We start from the raw sequence: 19,068 nt of genomic DNA, 5'->3' as shown, positions 1-19,068 counted from the left end.
TCAACGCGCGGCGCTACAGGGGGGCCATAGGGGGAGCCATAGGGGGGGGCCAAAAGCCCCCCACGCATGTGTTTTTGCCTCGGGTTTATTCAAACACGGCGGAGGGGTTGTCCAGACTGTCAGAGCCCTCAACCGAGACCTCGCCCGCTTGCAAAACCGTCACCGCCCGCTCGATCGAGCGTGTTTGCAGCACAAGGGCATCGACCGCCGACATGATCAACGCCTCGCCCGCCGCATTGCCGCGCGCGAGCATTTGGTCATAGGAGAACCCGGCTTCGGCGGCGGCTTTGATCTGACCCAATTCGGCCACCGAATGATCCACCGCAGCACTCAACGCCGCACCCGCCTCCGGGTCCGCCGCAGTCAACAGATCGGCAAGGCTTTCGCCGCTAATCAAGGTTCCATCCGTGCGCACATATTGGCCGGTGTAGACATTGCGCATCCCCAAACCGTCATAGAAATGCGAATTGTGGGTGTTGTCGGAGAAACAATCATGCTCCTCTTCCGGGTCATTGAGCATCAGGCCGAGCTTCATCCGTTCGCCACCCAATTCGCCGTAGGACAAGGACCCCATGCCGGTGAGCATCGCCACAATACCTGCTGCCGGATCGGCCAGAACCGTTTCACGCGCTTCGCCGCCCTCGGCCCATTGCCCGACCATATACTCAAGGTCAGACATCAACAGATCGGTGGCCGCAGTAAGGTATTGCCCGCGCCGGTCACAGTTGCCGTTGGTGCAGCCCTCGCCCACGACATAATCGGTGTAGGGGCGGTTGCCCGCACCATGCTCGGTGCCGTTCAAATCCTGCCCCCAGAGCAGGAATTCGATGGCGTGATAGCCGGAGGCAACATTGGCCTCGACCTCATCCGCCTCATGCAATGTCTCGCCAATCAGCTCTGGCGTGATCTTGGTGGCGTCAATCTCGGTGCCCGACAGGGTAAATTTCGGCGTGGCGATGACATTGAGCGCGGCATAGTCGTTTTCGTCCGTCGGCCCGCCATAGGAAGCGTCGACATAGTCGATCAGACCTTCGTCAAGCGGCCAAGCGTTCACCTTACCCTCCCAGTCATCGACGATGGGATTGCCGAAACGAAAGACTTCAGATTGCTGATAGGGCACACGGGCGGCGATCCATGCCGTGCGCGCCGCTGTCAGGCTTGCCTCAGACGGATCGGTCAACAGCGTGTCAATGGCTGTGCGCAACTCCTGCGCCTTGATCAAAGCGTCCTCATACGTGGCGTGGCCGATCTCGACATAGGTGTCCACCACCTCTTTTTCGCCCGCAAAAGCCGGTGCCAGTGGCAGGGTGGCGGCGAGCAGTGCCGTCGTCATGCGTTTCATCAGTCTTATCCCTTTCCTGTGCCCCGCCGCCTCTTTGGGCGGTCAAGATCACGTTCCATTTGCCCCCGCGTTCAGGCGGGTGCTCACGGATCAATAACTGACTTTTTTAGTATGTTATGTCAATCCCGATTGTTTTAATTGGGATTTAGATCGCCCCTGTCTGCGGCACACTCAAAGGAAACCCCACAAGACTTTGTTTTCACACCTCAATCCAAAGTCTGACGATAGCGCCGCAAGGCCACAACCACCACCACGACCAAGATCACCGCAATCGCCAACATATCCGGTGCAACCTCGCGCAGACCGCCATCTTTCAGCATCACCTTGCGGACAACCCGCAAAAAATGCGTCGCGGGAATCGCTGTGCCAAGCGCCTGCGCCCAGCCCGGCATCGCCGCAAACGGGAACATGAACCCGGACAAAAGAATGGTCGGCAAAATGGTGAAAAACGACAGTTGCATCGCCTGCATTTGCGAACGCGCCATGGTGGAGACCAAAAACCCGATCGCCAGATTGACCACGATATAGAGGTTGAAGCCCAGGAAGAACGCCAAAAAAGACCCCTCGAACGGCACGTCAAACAACACCCGCGCGGCGATCAGAAACACCAGCGTTTGCACATAACCGACAAAGACATAGGGGATGATTTTGCCCAACATCACCTCGGCGGGCGTCACCGGCGTGGCGATCAGGCTTTCCATCGTGCCGCGTTCTGTTTCGCGCACAATCGCCACCGCCGTGATCATCACCATGGTCATCGACAGGATCACCGCCAAAAGCCCCGGCACGATGTTGGTCGAGGTCTTGCCCTCGGGATTGAACGCCCGGTGGATGACCATGTCAAACGGCGCAGGCGCGCCCGCCGCAAAGGCCAGAGGCCCGGTCAGGCTTTGCGCAATCGCGGTGTTGACCACGCCGTTGATCGCGCCAATCGCGCCCCCCGCCGCCACCGGATCGGAGGCATCCACCGTCAACAAAATCTCGGGGCGTAGCCCCCGGATCATATCGCGATCAAACCCCGGCGGCACGGTCAGGATCACCGTGGCGCGACCATCGCGCAACGCCAGATCACTTTCCGCCTCAGAGGTCGAAATCCCAATGAAATCAAAATATTCAGAGGTGTCCATTGCCGTCGTCAACGCATGCAAAATCGGGCTTTCCTCGGTCATTTCCACCAAGGTCGGCAGGTGATGCGGGTCGGTGTCGATGGCATAGCCAAACAGCAAAAGCTGCACCACCGGAATGCCGATCATCATTGCAAAGGTCACGCGGTCGCGACGCATTTGGATGAATTCCTTGACCAGAACCCCGGCAAAGCGCGCCCATGAAAAGAACCGCCCCCGCCCGCTCATGATGCCCCCTCCGGCTCTGCACCAATCTCTGCACCAATTTCTGTGCCAAAATTGTCGCGCGCCCCGGCCATGAGGTAGATAAACGCCTCCTCAAGCCCGGCCTTTTTGGCGCGCCACACGTGCGTTCCATGCGCGATTTCGCGTTGGGCCAGCGCCTCAAGCGCCGCTTTGTCCGTGCCTGACACATGCAATTCCGACCCAAAGCGGATCACCTGCCCGGCCGCGGCGTCCTGTTTCAAACGGTCCTCCAAAGGCGTCAAATCCGGCCCCGTCACCACGAATGTGTGCAATCCGATCTGGCTGGGGATCTCGGACGCCGCCCCGTCGATCAGCTTTTTGCCATAGGCGATATAGGCGATGTGGTCGCATTGCACCGCCTCGTCCATATAATGGGTCGACACCAAAACCGTCACGCCCTTGGCGCTCAACCGTCTGATTTCATCCCAAAAATCGCGCCGCGCCTTGGGGTCCACCCCCGCTGTCGGTTCGTCCAATAGCAACAGGTCCGGCGCGTGGATCATACAGGCCGCAAGCGCCAAACGTTGTTTCCAACCACCCGACAACGTGCCCGCCAATTGATGCGCCCGGCCCTCAAGCCCGAGATCGCGCACCGCATCTAAAACCTGTTGCTTGCGGTTCGGCATATCAAACATCCGCGCCACGAAATCGAGGTTTTCCGCGATGGTCAGATCTTCGTAAAGCGAAAACTTTTGCGTCATATAGCCAACGCGCTTTTTGATCTCGCGTGACTGTTTGACGATGTCGAGACCAAGGCAATGCCCTGCCCCCGCATCCGGCGTCAGCAATCCGCACATCATCCGAATGGTGGTGGTTTTGCCCGACCCGTTCGGCCCCAGAAAGCCATAAATCGCACCCTTTTTAACCTCCATATCAAAACCATCGACGACCTTGCGGGTGCCAAAAATCTTGGTCAATCCGCGCACGGAAATGGCGATGTCATCGGCGTGATCAGACCCCGTTTCCATGGCCTATTTCCCCACCGCTAAGGCGGCATCGACCGTGATTGGCTGTCCCGGCAAAACGCCCTTTGGTTCGATCACATCGGCCTCGACCCGGTAGACCAAGCGGCCGCGTTGTTCGCGGGTGTAAAGGATCGGCGGAGTGTATTGCGGGTCCGAGGCCATGCGGGTGATTTTTGCTGTCAAATCAATCGGACAGCCATCGCAACTCACCTGAACCACATCGCCAGACTGCAAATCCGCGCGCTCAGATTCCGGCACGAAAAACAGCGCCGTCAGATCGCCCGGCGGCAACAGCGCCACCACGGGCACCCCGGTCGCTGCCACTTCGCCCGCGTCGAAATAGACCTTGTCGACCCGCCCCGCCTGAGGCGCGCGCACCTGTCGGTCGTCAAGGTTGGAATGCGCCAAATCGACCTGCGCGCGCGCCGCCTCTACCCCCGCTTCGGCGGCCACACGTTGCGCCGCGCGCGCCGGCAACTCCGCCACTTTCAACTGCGCTTCAAAATTGGCGACCGAAGCGGCCGCTTCGTCCACCGCCGCCTGACCATCATCCACCGCCGCTTGCGTGGTCGCGCCTTTGGCCAACAGCGCCTTGGCGCGGTCCAGACGGGTTTGGGCAATGTCATAGGCCACGCGGGCTTGCCGCAAAGAGGCGCGGATGACCTCGGTTTCGGCCTCGCGCGATCCGGTGGACAGGTTTTCCAACTCGGCCTGAGCCTGTGCCAATTGCGCCTCGGCGCTGCGTAAACTGGCCTTGGCTTGATCGTCCTCCAGGGCAAAAAGCAAGGCCCCCGCCGCCACATCCTGACCTTCTGTCACCGCGATTTGATCAATCCGCCCACTGGCGGCAGCGGCAGCATAGATGTAATCGCCCTCGATATAGCCGTCATAGACATAGGGCGGCGCGGGGGTGAATCCCGGATAGATCGCGGTGATGACAGCGACAATCCAGCTTGGGAGATCAGCCATGGGACATGTCCTTTTGAGGTGAGCGATCGGGCGATGGGTCTGGTTCAAGCCCGGCAAAAAAGATCGACAGATGGGTGTCGAGCAGTGTGGTGAATTTCATATCACCCGGAACAGCCCCCGAAGGACGGATGCCAAACACATCCTCCAACATCACATGCATCAAAAACGGTCCGATCAAACAGCGCACCGCCATCTCCGGGTCAATCTTGCGGATGTATCCGCCCTCCACCGCCTGTGAAAACAGCGCGGTGAGCGCGGGAAAGGCCGTGCCGATCACCTGTTCGCGGTACATTTCGGCCAGTTTCGGATGGCTCGGAGCTTCGCGGATGATCAGTTTTGGCACGCCCAGAACCCGCGGATCAGAGACGCGTTCGACAAAGATTGGCACGAGCCGGGTCAAAAGCGGGCGCGGATCGCCCCGCCACGCGGTGATGTGATCCGTCATGTTTCCCACAAAACTGCCGACTGCGCGATGCACCAGTGCTTCGATCACCGCGTCTTTGGACGGGAAATAGAGGTAGAGCGCGCCTTTCGAGACGCCGGCGCGGCTGGCAATATCTTCGACCCGGGTGCGGTCAAATCCCTTTTCGGCGAACAGATCGAGTGCTGCGTCCAAAATCTCGTCTGGACGCGCCTCTTTGCGACGGCGGAATTTTGGTTCTGTCTCGGGCTGATCCGTCTTGGGCTGATCCTCAGGCTGCACTGTCACGGGAGGCTCCTGTTGAGTCGCAAATAAGTAACTGACCAGTCATTTATTTATTTTAAGCCGCCGAGTAAAGATAAATCGTGCCAGACTGGTTTTGCGCAACAGTCCTGCGCCGCCAACAAGGCCTCTCCCGATCCCCCAGACCTCAATCGGACGCGACATAAAACATCCCAAAAAGCCACCGTGAAATCATAGAGTTGCGGGGCGGATCAAACCCATGCGGGCCTTGATTTATGTCAACGCCACACCCGCCAATCCCCGCGATGCTGTGCCAAGCCAGACCTCATAAGGCATCTGACATGTCCCATCCTGTAGACCCAAAAGCCGACACAGCCCTCGGCACCAAACGCAAAGATTTCACCCCCGTTGTCGATCACACCAAGACCGGCGGCACGGGTCCGGTGCGCCGCCAAATCCCGCAATATGTGACCCTGACCCCGCCCTGTGCGGCGGCCTGTCCGGCGGGCGAGAACATCCGCGACTGGTTGGCGCTCGCGATGACGGGCGACTACCGCGAGGCCTGGGACATTCTGACCGCAGATAACCCGATGCCCGCCGTGCATGGCCGGGTCTGTTACCACCCCTGCGAGGGCGGCTGTAATCGTGGCGAGGTCGACGCCTCGGTGTCGATCCACGCGGTCGAGCGGTTTTTAGGCGATATGGCCAATGAAAAAGGCTGGATGTTCAAAGCGGTCGCCCCGCCCACGGATAAAAAAGTGTTGGTCGTCGGCGCGGGCCCATCCGGCCTGTCCTGCGCCTATCACCTTGCCCGTCTCGGCCACAGGGTTGAAATCCGCGAGGCCGGTCCGGTGGCGGGCGGCATGATGCATTTCGGCATTCCCGCCTACCGGATGCCCCGTGCCGAATTGGCCCGCGATGTCGCCCGGATCGAGGCGCTTGGGGTGAAAATCACCCTCAATCATAAGGTCACCGACCTGATGGCGGAAAAGGCCGAGGGTGGCTTTGACGCGGTCTATTTGGCGATTGGTGCCGGGGCGGGCAAACATGTCGACATCCCTTTGAGAGAAGCGTCGAAAATCCTTGATGCGGTGCACCTGTTGTCCGATGCCTCCAAAGGCGACGCGCCGCTTTTGGGCCGTCGGGTCATCATCTATGGCGGCGGCAACACCGCGATGGATGCGGCACGCACGGCCAAACGGCTGGGTGCAACTGAGACCTTAATCGTCTACCGTCGCGACCGCGCCCATATGCCCGCGCATCAATTCGAGGCCGATGAGGCCATGGCGGAAGGCATTAAAATCAAATGGTTGACCACGATCAAAGAGATCGACGGGGAGGATTTGAAAGTCGAGCGGATGGAGATCGGCGCGGATGGGCGCGCTCTGCCCACGGGCGAATTTGAAACGCTGTCCGCCGATGCGGTGGTCTTGGCCTTGGGTCAGGAAACCGACAGCAGCTTTCTCAAGAACGTCCCCGGATTGACCTTCAGTTGGAATGGCACGGTCAAGGTCGATGCCACCCGGATGACCGGTGCGGCGGGCATTTTTGCCGGCGGCGATATGGTCCCCGACCAGCAAAGCGTCACCATCGCCACAGGCCACGGCAAACTGGCGGCCCGCCACATCAACGCATGGCTTGCGGGGACGACTTATGTGGCCGACGAGGCCCCCGCCTTGGTCACCGGCGACATGTTGCACCTGCCGGTCTATTCCGATGTCGATCCAAAGGAACAAGCCGCCCTGGCCACCAGCCAACGCCAAAGTTTTGACGAAGTCCTCAGCGGATTGTCGGAAAAAGAAGCCCGCTATGAGGCGTCTCGCTGTTACTCCTGCGGGTCATGTTACGAATGCGACAATTGCTTTGCCGCCTGCCCCGAAGACGCGATTGTCAAACTGGGAACGGGCTTGGGCTATGAGATCGACCCGGAAAAATGCACCGGCTGCCAAAGCTGTTTTGATCAATGTCCCTGCCATGCGCTTGAGATGATCCCGGAGGATCTTCACCATGCTTGATCACCCCCATACCACGCCCGAACACGCCATAATGGACGGCAACGCCGCCGTGGCGCATGTGGCCTACCGCGTCAACGAGGTCTGTTCGATCTACCCGATCACGCCATCCTCGCCGATGGCCGAATTGGCCGATGATTGGACCGCTTTGGGGGTCAAAAACATCTGGGGTGACATTCCGGTGATTCAGGAAATGCAATCCGAAGGCGGCGCGGCGGGTACGGTCCACGGCGCATTGCAAGCGGGGGCATTGACCACCACCTTCACCGCCTCGCAGGGCCTGATGTTGATGCTGCCCAATATGTTCAAAATCGCGGGCGAACTGACACCCACGGTGTTTCACGTTGCGGCGCGCTCACTGGCCACCCACGCCCTGTCGATCTTTGGCGATCACTCGGATGTCATGGCCGCGCGCTCCACAGGCTTTGCCATGTTGGCCGCAGCCTCCGTGCAAGAGGCTCATGACATGGCGCTGATTGCGCACGCCGCCACGCTCAAATCGCGCATTCCCTTCATCCATTTCTTTGACGGGTTCCGCACAAGCCACGAGGTCAACACGCTCAACCTCATCCCGGATGCGCAAATCCGCGCGATGATTGACGACGATCTGGTGCGCGCGCATCGCAAACGCGCTTTGTCACCGGAAACCCCGTTTATCCGCGGCACCGCGCAAAACCCCGACGTGTTTTTCCAAGGCCGGGAGGCATCGAACCTGTTTTACGCCGCCACCCCCGACATTGTCGCGGATGAGATGACGAAACTTAGCGCGATGACCGGGCGTCCCTACAAACCCTTTGATTACTTCGGCGCGCCGGATGCGACCCGCGTGGTGATCGCCATGGGATCGGGCGTCGATGTGATCGCGGCCACGGTGGCGGATCTGGTCGCGAAAGGCGAGAAAATCGGCCTCATCACCGTGCGGCTCTACCGTCCGTTTTCAGCCGCGCATTTCCTCTCTGCCCTGCCCCAAACGGTCGAAAAAATCGCCGTTCTGGATCGTTCAAAAGAAAGCGGGGCCACGGGCGAGCCGCTTTACCTCGACGTGATCTCAACCCTGATGGAGGCCGCTGCGACAGGCACCCGCGCCACCCTGCCCCGTGTGATCGGCGGGCGTTATGGGCTGTCCTCCAAAGACTTCACCCCAGCCCAAGCCAAGGCGGTGTTCGACAATCTGTCCAAAAACGCGCCAAAGCCGAATTTCACCGTCGGCATCCATGACGATGTGACCTTTACCTCCTTGTCCGTCGACCCCAGCTATGACATCGAAAAAGACACCATCGTGCGCGCGGTGTTTTACGGGTTGGGCGCGGATGGCACGGTCGGCGCCAACAAGAACTCGGTCAAAATCATCGCCCATGAGCCCGGCCATTTTGCCCAGGGCTATTTCGTCTATGACAGCCACAAATCCGGCGCGATCACCGAAAGCCACCTGCGCTTTGGCCCCGACCCCATTGCCGCGCCCTATCTGATCGCTTCGGCCAATTTCGTCGCCTGCCATCAGTTCCATTTCCTGATGAAAATGGACGTGTTGAAACTCGCGGCCCCCGGCGCAACCTTCCTGTTGAATTCGCCCTATGGGGCGGACGCCACATGGGACCGCCTGCCGCGTTCTGCGCAGCAAACGATCATCGACAAACAGTTGAAATTCTACGTCATTGATGCCTCGGCTGCTGCCCGCGAAGTCGGCCTTGGCGCGCGCACAAATACCATCCTTCAGACCTGTTTCTTTGCCCTCTCAAACGTCTTACCGCGTGATGAAGCCATTGCCAAAATCAAAGCGGCGATTGACAAAACCTACACCAAAAAGGGCAAACATATTGTCGATATGAACTTTGCCGCCGTCGATGGCGCGCTGGCGGGGCTGCATGAAATCGCGATACCGCATGATGCCACAAGCACGCTTGAGCGCCCCGCTTTGGTGCCGCATGATGCCCCCGATTTTGTCCGCGATGTCACGGCGAAAATGATGGAGGGCATCGGCGACGACATCCCGGTGTCCGCCCTGCCCGTCGATGGCACCTTTCCGTCCGGCACCGCCGCGTGGGAAAAACGCAATGTGGCCGAGGATGTGCCGGTTTGGATTGCCGATGAATGCATCCAATGTGGCCAGTGTTCCTTTGTCTGCCCGCATTCGGTCATTCGCGCAAAATATTTTGACGAAGAGCGGCTGTCAGCCGCGCCCAAAGGCTTTAAATCCGCGCCGGTCAACACCCGCGGCTACCCCGGCGCGCAGTTTGCGCTTGAGTTCTATTTGGAGGATTGCACCGGCTGCTCGCTTTGTGTCGAGGCCTGCCCGGCGGTGTCCGCCGATGACCCGACCCACAAAGCCATCAACATGGTGATCAAAGGCGATTTGCCCGAAAAAGAGCGCGAAAATATTGCGTTTTTTGAAAGCCTTCCGGTCAATGACCGCTCCCGCGTCGATTTCGCCAATGTGCGCGGCGTGCAGTTTTTGGAACCGCTGTTTGAGTTCCCCGGTGCCTGCGCGGGCTGTGGCGAGACGCCCTATGTCAAACTGCTGTCACAGCTCTTTGGCGACCGTTTGATGGTGGCCAATGCCACCGGATGTTCGTCGATTTACGGCGGCAACCTGCCCGTGACCCCTTGGACCAAAAACGCCGAGGGGCGTGGCCCGGCTTGGGCCAATTCTCTGTTCGAAGACAACGCCGAATTTGGCCTTGGCTTCCGCTTGGCGGTTGACAAACAAACCGATGTGGCGCGCGCGCTTTTAACAGACATGGCGCAGGAAGTCGGCGAGGATTTGGTCGACGCCATCCTCACCGCGCCGCAGGTCCGCGAAAGTGAAATCCGTACCCAACGCGAACGGGTCGCCGCCCTTCGGGTCAAGCTATTGAGCCTGCCGCAAACCTCTGAGGTTGAGCATCTGTTGTCGCTGTCCGATCACCTTGTCAAACGCGCCATCTGGCTCGTTGGCGGCGATGGCTGGGCCTATGACATCGGCTATGGGGGCCTTGATCACGTCTTGGCCTCGGGCCGCAACGTCAACATTCTGGTGATGGACACCGAAGTGTATTCCAACACCGGCGGGCAGGCCTCCAAAGCCACACCATTGGGGGCGATTGCCAAATTCGCCGCCGCCGGCAAACGCACCAATCGCAAAGACATGGCGCTGCAAGCCATCGCCTATGGCAATGTCTATGTGGCACAGGTCGCCTTGGGCGCGAACCCGCAACACACCCTGCGCGCCTTCCGCGAAGCCGAGGCGTGGGACGGGCCGTCGATCATCCTCGCCTATTCTCATTGCATCGCCCATGGGATCGACATGTCGAAAGGCATGGATCAACAAGCCAAGGCGGTGAAATCCGGCTATTGGCCACTGTTGCGCTATGATCCGGCCCTGCATGGCTCAGGTGAGCCGCCCTTCCGCCTCGACAGCCCGCGCCCGAGTCTGGCCTTCAAAGACTATGCCTATGGCGAGTTGCGGTATCGCGCCCTGACAAAATCGCGCCCCGAAGAGGCGGCGGACCTTTTGGCCTTGGCGCAAAAAGGCATCTTGGACAAATACCGCACCTATGAGGAATTCGCCGAGATGGAAAAAGGCCCGGACCCAAGCCGGGTGATGGGCACGGGGTCGTTTTGAACGAAGCGTCTGCGTTTCACAAAAACCGTCACATCATCCGGTCCAGACAGGATCGGGTGAATACCCCGCACTTTCAGTAAAGTTAAAGAGATCGTGAACTCTCCCCCAAAAACTTGCGTTTTTATGGGGTTAGCTTAAGTATGGCAAAGTTGGGTTGCTACCGCACCCTGCTGCCCAAAGGAGTCACGCATATGTTCACCCGTCGCCATTTTATTCAAACCTCCACCGCGCTGTTTTCCGCCACCGCCCTCGGCACGGTGGCGACATCGGCCATGGCCGCGACAAAAAGCGATTGGGAGACCTGGGATGCACAGGTGACACCCGCGAATTTCGATCTTGAAACCACCAATCCCTGGGATCTGCACGATCGCTTTTTGCCGCGCCGGGTTGAAGCCAATGCCGGTCTCGTCCCCGGAGACATCCATGTCGATGCGGTTGCGCGCTATCTCTATCTGATCGAAGAGGGCGGCACTGCGATGCGCTATGGCGTGGCGATTGGGCGGGACGGTCTCTATGAACCCGGCACCTATGCGATCAAACGCAAGGTGAAATGGCCAACCTGGACCCCGACCCCCAACATGATCAAGCGCGAGCCGGAAACCTACGCGCAATACGCCGATGGGATGGCACCGGGTCCGCGCAATGCGCTTGGGTCACGCGCGCTCTATCTCTACGTTGGCAACCGCGACACCTATCTGCGCATCCATGGCACGCCCTACCCGCGTTCTATCGGGTCGCGCGCCAGTTCGGGCTGTGTGCGGATGGTCATGGCCCATGTGATCGACCTCTATGATCGGGTCGACACCGGCGCCACCGCCCATCTTTATCCGGCGGAACGGGTCGTCACAGCGCAAAGCTGACACGACCCGCCCTCAGATCACATCGCCGTCAGTTGCGGTTCTTGTTGCTGTGCGCAAATCACGTTGCCGCGCGGGGTGCGCAGCGGCAACATTGTCGTCTCGACCGGACCAACATGCTGATACCAGAAACAGCCGTCTTTGGGGTTGAGCTGAACGGCATTGAGGTTTTGATCCGGGGCCGCGAGGGCAAGGACGCTCTCGGGCACCTCTTTGAGAAACCCCTCCGGCGTCACCTGTGTCATCGGGTCCGCGCAGCCCGCCAAAGCCACCAATCCCGCCAGTACAAAACCATATTTCATCGACTTTTTCCTTTTGCGTCACTCATCGCCAAAGCGTTTCGAAACCAAGCTGAGACACAACTTATTTACGAAACACATTCACCATCTATAGGGTTTGCGCGTGTCACGCCAAAGCTTTAAGCCAAGTTTGTCGCGAAACGCTTTAACTCCCCTTTAGGCATTTCCGGCCCGCCTGTCGCGCAGAAAGACGCCACACCTCTTTCGAGAAAGACAGAGGGCCAGATGTCACCCGTGTCAGTTCACAGGCGTGATCAAAGCCTCACCGGCAAAAAACGCCGCCAAATTGGCGCATTGCGCCATGGACATATCGCGGCGGGTTTCGACAGTCGAAGACGCCTGATGCGGCTGTAACAACACATTGTCCATCGCGATCAACCGCGCATCGACATGCGGCTCATTGTAAAACACATCCAACCCGGCACCTGCGATTTTGCCCTGTTGCAACGCTTCGATCAGCGCCTCTTCGTCAATGCATGTGCCGCGCGCGATGTTGATCACCACGCCCTGCGGCCCCAGCGCCTCGATGGCCGCGCGCGAAACATAGCCGCGCGTGCTGTCCCCGCCGACCACGGCGACCACAAGCCAATCGACCGCCGCCGCCAAAGCCACCACATCGGCGTGATAGGTCCAGCCGGGCGTGTCCTTTTGCCCCCGTGAGCAATAGTGAACCTCCATGTTGAATGCCGCCAAACGGTCGGCGATGGCGCGGCCGATCCGGCCCATCCCGGCGATGCCCACCTTGGCCCCGGACATTTTGCGATTGAGCGGCAATTCGCGCCCCGATGCCCATGTGCCATCCCGCACCCAAGCGTCGCCTTGCGGGATGTGACGCGCCCAGCCCAGCATCATCGCCACCGCCAAATCCGCCACATCTTCGTTCAACACATCCGGTGTATTGGTCACTTTGATCCCGCGCGCCGTCGCCGCCCCGACGTCGATCGCATCATAGCCGACGCCAAATTGCGCAATAAGTTTGAGATTGGGAAACAGGTCCATTTGTGCGCCATCAATCGCCCGATGGCCCTTGTTGGCAATGGCTTTGATCAAGGCGCGCTGATCCGCAGGCAAGGCCTCGCGGGCCTCTTTGGTTCCGGCACGCAACGCCGGGGCGACGGCCTCGACCCGCGCGATTTCATCCGGGGTGAAGCTGTCAGAAGAAATAAGGGTCACAGGATCAGACAGACGCAGGTCAGACATGGGGCGGGTCCTTTTCAAAACGAGAGAGCATGTATGGCGCGCGGCCTTGCGGACTGTGTCATTTGATCCCGGCGAGGAAAAGCGTAAATTGCCCGATGTCCCCTCGGGCTTCCCCTGCGCAGAGCCGCCTTGATCGAAGAACTGGTCGGGATCGACCTGCCCGAAATAGCGTTCTGGAGTCGCATATTGATTTGGGAAATGGGCCGGTTCAACAGCGACATGATGGCGATGGGCGGCCTTTCTGGCGCTTTGGGGCTGGGCGTGGTCGGCCAGTGGATGACCGACAGCCGCGGTCTGATGCTTGATCGGTTCGAAAATCTCACCAGCGCACGGATTTAATCTGTGGCTTTTCTAAAGGTTTTTCGGGAAAGACGGTTGACGACCGCCCACAAACGTATATACAAAGTTCAACCCGAACCGAGATATCACATGCCCCCCAAAAGCAAAAAAGACAGCAGCTTGATCATTCGCCTGCCCAAGGCCGACCGGGATGACTTTGTCGCGCTTTGCGAGAAAACCGGCACCTCGGCCTCACGCGAATTGCGCGAGCATATTCAGAAATTCATCAAGAAAAATAGCAAGAAAGGATCGTCCTCGTGAAAACGCTACTGGTCGCCAACAGCAAAGGGGGATCCGGCAAAACCATGACGGCGATCACATTGGCCGCGGCGTTGAAAGCGGCGGGGTTCAAGGTCGCTTTGGCCGATGCCGATCCGCAACAATCGGCGCGCCAATGGGGCAAACGCCGCTCTGCCTATGCGCCACATATCCCCCTGCTTGATTGGTCCGGCGCGGCGCGGCCCTCTGTGCCCAAAAAGACCGAATGGCTGGTGATCGACAGTGGTGCGGGGTTTGGCGCGGAGGAGGCAAAACCGTTTTTGAAAGACGCCGACGTCATGGTCACCCCGGTGATGGCCTCGATGTTTGACGAATTGGCGGCCAAAGGGTTTTTGAAATCCCTGCGCGACATCAAACAGATCAAAAAAGACAAAATCGACATCCTGCCCATTGGGTCGCGGATTGATCCAAGGCGCAAAGATGCACGGTTGCTAAAGGAATTCCTGGCGGCCAATGGTCAGGAGCTTGTGACCATGATCTCGGAACGCGCCGCCTATGTCGATTTGGCCCGCGAAGGCCTGTCAATTTTCGACCAAAAACAGGCACGATTCACCCCGATCAAACAGCAATGGCAGCCGGTGCTCAAACGCATGGGTGTCAAACTCTAAATTCAGGCGCTCTGGCCCACAGATTTTGCCCTCTGGCCGCATGACGAAGCGGTCAGAATCGGCAAATCTGCCCCGGCAAAGGCAGGTCGCCCGCGCGACTGTCATATTCGCGACTGTCATATTCATGACTGTCATATTCGCGACACAGCTCGGCGCTACCTCCATGCAACACCGCTTAGAGGACACTACGCGCATGATCCCATCCGCCTTCACCGCCACGGGCCGTTTTTATCGCGGCAATCTTCACACCCATTCCACGCTCTCCGACGGGATATTGGCCCCCGCCGAGGTCTGCCGTCGCTATAAGGCCGAGGGCTATGATTTCATTGCCCTGACCGATCATTTTGTCGGCGTTTACAACTATCCACTGGCCGACACTGTGCCATTTCGCGATGACGCGTTTACCACCATTCTTGGGGCCGAATTGCATTCCGGCGCGATGGAGAATGGCGAGCTTTGGCATATTCTCGCGGTCGGCCTGCCCGCCGATTTTACCCCCTCCAACAGCCCGGCCTTTGTGCCCGTGGACGACCAAGAAACCGGGCCCGAGCTTGCCCAACGCGCCCGCGACGCCGGGGCTTTTGTCGCCGTGGCGCATCCGCAATGGTCCGGCATGTCCCTCTCTGACGCGCGTTCGATCGAGGCCGCCCATGCGGTCGAGATTTACAACCACGGCTGCGCCATGGGCTGTGACCGCGCAGATGGAGCGTTTTATGCCGATTTGCTGCTCTCGGAAGGCCGTGATCTGACCCTGATCGCCACCGATGACGCGCATTTTTCCGAACCCGACCATTTCGGCGGTTGGGTCATGGTCAAATCCGAAGAGAACAGCCCTGAGGCGCTTTTGGACGCACTCAAACGCGGCGATTTCTATAGCTCGCAAGGCCCGGAATTGCGCCACGTTGAGGTCAGCGACAAAGCGATGACGGTGCAGTGCTCCGCCGTCTCCTCCGTGATTGTTCAGGGCCATGGCAGCGCCGCCACGGCGGTCCATGGCGAAAGCCTGACCCAGGCGCAGGTGCCGATGGGGCGGTTTTACAACAGCCCTTGGGTGCGTGTGACGGTATTGGACCGGGCCGGAAAACGGGCATGGTCCAATCCGATGCCCAACCCGGCCTATAAAATGCCGAAAAAATAATCAAATCCGGTCGCGCCTCAAACCGGCGCGACCGCCGTGACTTCGACCTCGACCAAAAACTCTGCGCGGGTGAAACCCGTGACGATGATCAGGGTGGAGGCGGGTTTGACCGCGACCTGCGCCAACCACGCATCGCGCACCGCCATATAGGTCGCAAAATCTTCACGCCGGGTGACAAACGCGGCGATGCGGATCACATCGGATCGTCCTGCACCCGCCTCTGTCAAAATCGCGTCAATATTGGCGAAACACTGTTCTGACTGGGCTTTGACGCCCTCGGGACAGGTGCCATCGGGGGCAAGGCCAAGTTGACCCGACGTCACGATGATCCGCCCACCCGGACCCGCATCAATCCCATGCGAATAGGCGCCAAAAGGCGCGGCAATACTCGGGGGCGTCAGGGCTTTTTTCATCGTCGGCACATCCATTTGAGATTCGGTCGCATGCCCTCTGCATGGCAGGTTGCACCGAAAAAGACCCGAATTGTGTACAATGGCGCATCCGAAATCCCCGTCTATCGCATGATATTTGACCATCCGGCCAGAAAATCGCCGCAGAATTGTGCAATTCACGTTTGCCCAATCAAAAGCGCCGCCCCGCCCTACCCTTCCCCCCGGAACCGCTCGCTAGGATGGTCTTCGGAATTTCACCCACGGAGAATTTACATGACACTCAAACGCGTCCTCGCGGGGCTGACCCTTGCCGCGACCACGTCCACCGCCGCCCTCACGGGTGCGACGGCCGCCGATCTGACCCCGGTCACCTTTGGCACCAACTGGCTGGCTCAGGCTGAGCACGGTGGCTATTACCAAGCGGTCGCAGATGGCACCTATGCCGAATGCGGCCTGGATGTGACCATTCAATCTGGTGGCCCACAGGTGAACAACCGCGCCTTGTTGCTGGCCAATAAGATTCAGTTCCACATGGGCGGCGATCTTTTGCAGGCCTTCAATGCCGCCAAAGAGGGCATCCCGGTTGTGGCCGTGGCCGCGACGTTTCAAAAACACCCACAGGTGATCATCGCCCATCCCGGCCAAGCGGAAACATTTGCCGATCTGACCAAGCTGACGCTGTTGATCGGTGACAACGGCTTTGCCTCTTATTACCAATGGATGATGGCCGCCTATGGCTTTACCGCCGAGCAGCGCGAACCCTATACGTTCAACCCCGCACCCTTCCTTGCCGATGAAGGCAAAGCGATGCAGGGCTACCTGTCCTCCGAACCCTATGTGATTGAAAAAGAAGGCGGGTTCACCCCCGACGTGTTCCTGATCGCGGATGCGGGCTATTCGACCTATGCCACCACCATCGAAGCCATGCAGAAAACCATTGATGAAAGCCCCGAAGCTGTGGCCTGTTTCGTCGATGGCTCGGCCAAAGGCTGGTACAATTACATCTATGGCGATCACTCGGCCGCGGATGCAATGATCATGGCGGCCAACCCGGACATGACCCAAGACAAGATCGACTTTGCCATCGCGAAAATGAAATCCGAAGGCATCGTCGATAGCGGCGACGCGCTTGAACTGGGCATCGGGGCGATGACCGATGAAAAGATCAAAGACTTCTACGACAAAATGGTCGAGGCGGGCGTGATCGAGGCGGGGCTTGATTATTCCGCCGCGTACACCTTGGCCTTCACCAATAAAAAAGTCGGGATGGATCTCAAATAAGGCCTTTGGCCTGAGCACGCCCGGACATCCCACACGGGGGCGCGATCCGTTCGTCCCGCCCTCGTGATCTCTAACACCAGCAGGTAAACATGACCTCCCCCAACACAATCCCGCCCATGGGCCAGCGCGAAAAGCTCTTGGACATGGTGAATATCGACAAGGTGTTCAACGGCAATGTCGTGGCGCTCAAAGAGATGAACCTCACAGTCAATCAGGGCGATTTCATTTCGCTTTTGGGGCCAAGCGGATGTGGTAAATCCACGGCTTTACGGCTGATTTCCGGGCTGATGCGACCGACCTCTGGCCAGATTTCCTGGGAAGGCGGTCAGAATTCTGGTGATTTGGGCGTGGTGTTCCAGGAGCCCACCTTGATGCCCTGGGCCACGGTCGAACAAAACGTCTGGCTGCCGTTTCGCCTGCGCGGCAAATCGCTTTCGGATGTGCAGGACGAAATCATGTGGGCCCTCAACATGGTTGGCCTTGAGAAGTTTCAGCGCTCCTATCCGCGCGAACTCTCGGGCGGCATGAAAATGCGCGTCTCCATCGCCCGCGCCTTGGTCACAGAGCCGCGGTTGATCCTGATGGATGAACCTTTCGCCGCCTTGGATGAAATCACCCGGCACAAACTGAACAACGATCTGTTGGACCTCAGAGACAAATTGAAATGCACGGTGATTTTTGTCACCCATTCGGTGTTTGAATCGGTGTTTCTCTCGGACCGCATCGTTGTGATGGCGGCGCGTCCGGGGCGGGTGTCCTCAGAGGTCACGGTCGACGCGCCCTACCCGCGCACCGAAGACTTCCGCACCTCCGCCGCCTATGCCGATCTGTGCCGCAAGGCCTCAGAGGCGCTGCATGGCGCAATGAACCAACATGGCGCGAGGGCTTCCGCATGAGTGTGACCGATATGACCACGCCGCTTGTGGTGGACGAAGAAGAACTGCGCCACGCCCGCGCCAAAAACCGCGAACGCATCGCCAAATGGGTTCTGCCCGTTGTGGTGATCGCTTTTGCGATTTTCATGTGGGATCGGGTCGTGGTCTGGAATGACATCCCGCATTATATTTTGCCCGGTCCCGGCCTTGTGATCACAACTCTGATCGCCGATTGGGGCATGTTGTCCTCTGCGCTCGTGGTGACACTGAAAATCACCTTGGCCGCTCTGTCTGTGGCGGTGATCGGTGGCGTGGGACTGGCAATCCTGTTCACCCAATCGCGCTATTTCGAGATGTCGTTTTACCCGTTTGCGGTGATCCTTCAGGTCACGCCCGTGGTCTCGATCGCGCCATTGATTTTCATCTATGTCGAAAACCGTCTGGCGGGCCTGTTGCTTTGTGCGTGGATTGTGGCGTTTTTCCCGATCCTGTCCAACACCACGCTGGGCCTCAATTCGACCGACCACAACCTGCGCGATCTGTATAAAATCTATGGCGCGACCCGGTGGCAACGGCTGCGCTATCTGCAATTGCCGACCGCGCTGCCGTATTTCTTGGGCGGCTTGCGCATTGCCGGTGGTCTGTCCTTGATCGGCGCCGTGGTGGCCGAATATGTCGCCGGCACGGGTGGCATCGGATCGGGGCTGGCGTTTCGCATCCTTGAGGCGGGGTATCGCCTCAACATTCCGCGCATGTTCGCGGCGCTTCTTTTGATCGCGGCCACGGGCGTCGTGATCTTTACCGCAGCCTCGCTTTTGAGCCATGCGCTGCTTCATAAATGGCACGAAAGTGCGATCAAACGGGAGTCATAAGGAAC

The 19,068-nt window shown here is 59.0% G+C and carries 18 protein-coding genes; 10 read left to right on the top strand and 8 right to left on the bottom strand.

Annotated elements, in window-relative coordinates; all coding sequences use genetic code 11:
• Positions 1-85: 85 nt before the first annotated feature.
• From BLT54_RS06385 to BLT54_RS06365, 5 genes are all read right to left on the bottom strand, one after another.
• Positions 86-1,342, bottom strand: coding sequence for an imelysin family protein (locus BLT54_RS06385; RefSeq protein WP_074642342.1), 1,257 nt, complete (start codon positions 1,340-1,342; stop codon positions 86-88).
• Positions 1,343-1,548: 206 nt separating this feature from the next.
• Positions 1,549-2,694, bottom strand: a complete 1,146-nt coding sequence (locus BLT54_RS06380; protein WP_074642340.1) for an ABC transporter permease — start codon at positions 2,692-2,694, stop codon at positions 1,549-1,551.
• Complete coding sequence (locus tag BLT54_RS06375) at positions 2,691-3,680, bottom strand: ABC transporter ATP-binding protein (RefSeq protein WP_074642337.1); 990 nt, start codon at positions 3,678-3,680, stop codon at positions 2,691-2,693. Before BLT54_RS06375 ends, BLT54_RS06380 begins: the two co-directional genes overlap by 4 nt.
• Positions 3,681-3,683: 3 nt before the next feature.
• A complete protein-coding gene (locus BLT54_RS06370) occupies positions 3,684-4,646 on the bottom strand; it encodes an HlyD family secretion protein (RefSeq protein ID WP_074642335.1) in 963 nt (320 codons plus the stop codon).
• The gene (locus tag BLT54_RS06365) at positions 4,639-5,355 is read right to left on the bottom strand and encodes a TetR/AcrR family transcriptional regulator (protein ID WP_074642332.1); all 717 of its coding nucleotides are present in this window, start codon (positions 5,353-5,355) and stop codon (positions 4,639-4,641) included. Before BLT54_RS06365 ends, BLT54_RS06370 begins: the two co-directional genes overlap by 8 nt.
• Before the next feature lie 296 nt (positions 5,356-5,651).
• On the opposite strand from BLT54_RS06365, the gene BLT54_RS06360 reads away from it, so the two are divergent.
• The 3 genes from BLT54_RS06360 to BLT54_RS06350 all read left to right on the top strand — a co-directional run bounded on the left by BLT54_RS06360 (position 5,652) and on the right by BLT54_RS06350 (position 11,783).
• On the top strand, positions 5,652-7,325 hold the full coding sequence (locus BLT54_RS06360) for an NAD(P)-binding protein (RefSeq protein WP_074642330.1): 1,674 nt from the start codon (positions 5,652-5,654) through the stop codon (positions 7,323-7,325).
• Positions 7,318-10,923 (top strand): pyruvate:ferredoxin (flavodoxin) oxidoreductase, encoded by a 3,606-nt coding sequence (gene nifJ, locus BLT54_RS06355; RefSeq protein ID WP_083351714.1) that lies wholly within the window; start codon positions 7,318-7,320, stop codon positions 10,921-10,923. Before BLT54_RS06360 ends, nifJ begins: the two co-directional genes overlap by 8 nt.
• Before the next feature lie 191 nt (positions 10,924-11,114).
• The gene (locus BLT54_RS06350; RefSeq protein WP_074642327.1) at positions 11,115-11,783 is read left to right on the top strand and encodes a L,D-transpeptidase; all 669 of its coding nucleotides are present in this window, start codon (positions 11,115-11,117) and stop codon (positions 11,781-11,783) included.
• Between the two features lie 17 nt (positions 11,784-11,800).
• On the opposite strand, the gene BLT54_RS06345 is transcribed toward BLT54_RS06350, so the two are convergent.
• Complete coding sequence (locus BLT54_RS06345) at positions 11,801-12,082, bottom strand: hypothetical protein (protein WP_009570667.1); 282 nt, start codon at positions 12,080-12,082, stop codon at positions 11,801-11,803.
• A 234-nt stretch (positions 12,083-12,316) separates the two neighbouring features.
• Positions 12,317-13,279 (bottom strand): 2-hydroxyacid dehydrogenase, encoded by a 963-nt coding sequence (locus BLT54_RS06340; RefSeq protein ID WP_074642323.1) that lies wholly within the window; start codon positions 13,277-13,279, stop codon positions 12,317-12,319.
• A 129-nt stretch (positions 13,280-13,408) separates the two neighbouring features.
• On the opposite strand from BLT54_RS06340, the gene BLT54_RS06335 reads away from it, so the two are divergent.
• The 4 genes from BLT54_RS06335 (at position 13,409) to BLT54_RS06325 (ending at position 15,643) form a co-directional block, all read left to right on the top strand.
• On the top strand, positions 13,409-13,618 hold the full coding sequence (locus tag BLT54_RS06335; protein ID WP_074642320.1) for a hypothetical protein: 210 nt from the start codon (positions 13,409-13,411) through the stop codon (positions 13,616-13,618).
• Between the two features lie 90 nt (positions 13,619-13,708).
• Entirely contained in the window at positions 13,709-13,879 is a 171-nt protein-coding gene (locus BLT54_RS22495) for a hypothetical protein (RefSeq protein ID WP_176832834.1), read from the top strand.
• Positions 13,876-14,505: a ParA family protein gene (locus BLT54_RS06330; protein WP_074642318.1), complete on the top strand. Its 630-nt coding sequence runs from the start codon at positions 13,876-13,878 to the stop codon at positions 14,503-14,505. Before BLT54_RS22495 ends, BLT54_RS06330 begins: the two co-directional genes overlap by 4 nt.
• A gap of 193 nt (positions 14,506-14,698) precedes the next feature.
• Entirely contained in the window at positions 14,699-15,643 is a 945-nt protein-coding gene (locus tag BLT54_RS06325) for a PHP domain-containing protein (protein ID WP_074642315.1), read from the top strand.
• Positions 15,644-15,660: 17 nt separating this feature from the next.
• On the opposite strand, the gene BLT54_RS06320 is transcribed toward BLT54_RS06325, so the two are convergent.
• Positions 15,661-16,056: a RidA family protein gene (locus BLT54_RS06320; RefSeq protein WP_245707957.1), complete on the bottom strand. Its 396-nt coding sequence runs from the start codon at positions 16,054-16,056 to the stop codon at positions 15,661-15,663.
• 252 nt (positions 16,057-16,308) lie between these two features.
• On the opposite strand from BLT54_RS06320, the gene BLT54_RS06315 reads away from it, so the two are divergent.
• From BLT54_RS06315 to BLT54_RS06305, 3 genes are all read left to right on the top strand, one after another.
• Positions 16,309-17,316, top strand: a complete 1,008-nt coding sequence (locus BLT54_RS06315; protein ID WP_074642311.1) for an ABC transporter substrate-binding protein — start codon at positions 16,309-16,311, stop codon at positions 17,314-17,316.
• Positions 17,317-17,432: 116 nt separating this feature from the next.
• The gene (locus BLT54_RS06310) at positions 17,433-18,212 is read left to right on the top strand and encodes an ABC transporter ATP-binding protein (RefSeq protein WP_083351722.1); all 780 of its coding nucleotides are present in this window, start codon (positions 17,433-17,435) and stop codon (positions 18,210-18,212) included.
• Positions 18,209-19,063, top strand: coding sequence for an ABC transporter permease (locus tag BLT54_RS06305; RefSeq protein WP_074642306.1), 855 nt, complete (start codon positions 18,209-18,211; stop codon positions 19,061-19,063). The genes BLT54_RS06310 and BLT54_RS06305 overlap by 4 nt, the downstream gene beginning before the upstream one ends.
• Positions 19,064-19,068: the final 5 nt, after the last annotated feature.

Origin of the sequence: Celeribacter baekdonensis (assembly GCF_900102315.1) — a bacterium.
GTDB classification, from domain to species: Bacteria; Pseudomonadota; Alphaproteobacteria; order Rhodobacterales; family Rhodobacteraceae; genus Celeribacter; species Celeribacter baekdonensis.
Note: the sequence above shows the minus strand (reverse complement) of the source record. Positions and strands in the feature narration are given on the sequence as shown.

Bases quoted from the DNA above. Each gene is read 5' to 3' on its own strand.
- BLT54_RS06305 (WP_074642306.1), top strand. From the start codon at position 18,209: ATGAGTGTGACCGATATGACCACGCCGCTTGTGGTGGACGAAGAAGAA.
- BLT54_RS06375 (WP_074642337.1), bottom strand. From the start codon at position 3,680: ATGGAAACGGGGTCTGATCACGCCGATGACATCGCCATTTCCGTGCGC.
- BLT54_RS06360 (WP_074642330.1), top strand. From the start codon at position 5,652: ATGTCCCATCCTGTAGACCCAAAAGCCGACACAGCCCTCGGCACCAAA.
- BLT54_RS22495 (WP_176832834.1), top strand. From the start codon at position 13,709: ATGCCCCCCAAAAGCAAAAAAGACAGCAGCTTGATCATTCGCCTGCCC.
- BLT54_RS06385 (WP_074642342.1), bottom strand. From the start codon at position 1,342: ATGAAACGCATGACGACGGCACTGCTCGCCGCCACCCTGCCACTGGCA.
- BLT54_RS06350 (WP_074642327.1), top strand. From the start codon at position 11,115: ATGTTCACCCGTCGCCATTTTATTCAAACCTCCACCGCGCTGTTTTCC.
- BLT54_RS06310 (WP_083351722.1), top strand. From the start codon at position 17,433: ATGGGCCAGCGCGAAAAGCTCTTGGACATGGTGAATATCGACAAGGTG.
- BLT54_RS06325 (WP_074642315.1), top strand. From the start codon at position 14,699: ATGATCCCATCCGCCTTCACCGCCACGGGCCGTTTTTATCGCGGCAAT.
- BLT54_RS06345 (WP_009570667.1), bottom strand. From the start codon at position 12,082: ATGAAATATGGTTTTGTACTGGCGGGATTGGTGGCTTTGGCGGGCTGC.
- nifJ (WP_083351714.1), top strand. From the start codon at position 7,318: ATGCTTGATCACCCCCATACCACGCCCGAACACGCCATAATGGACGGC.
- BLT54_RS06370 (WP_074642335.1), bottom strand. From the start codon at position 4,646: ATGGCTGATCTCCCAAGCTGGATTGTCGCTGTCATCACCGCGATCTAT.
- BLT54_RS06315 (WP_074642311.1), top strand. From the start codon at position 16,309: ATGACACTCAAACGCGTCCTCGCGGGGCTGACCCTTGCCGCGACCACG.
- BLT54_RS06320 (WP_245707957.1), bottom strand. From the start codon at position 16,056: ATGAAAAAAGCCCTGACGCCCCCGAGTATTGCCGCGCCTTTTGGCGCC.
- BLT54_RS06380 (WP_074642340.1), bottom strand. From the start codon at position 2,694: ATGAGCGGGCGGGGGCGGTTCTTTTCATGGGCGCGCTTTGCCGGGGTT.
- BLT54_RS06340 (WP_074642323.1), bottom strand. From the start codon at position 13,279: ATGTCTGACCTGCGTCTGTCTGATCCTGTGACCCTTATTTCTTCTGAC.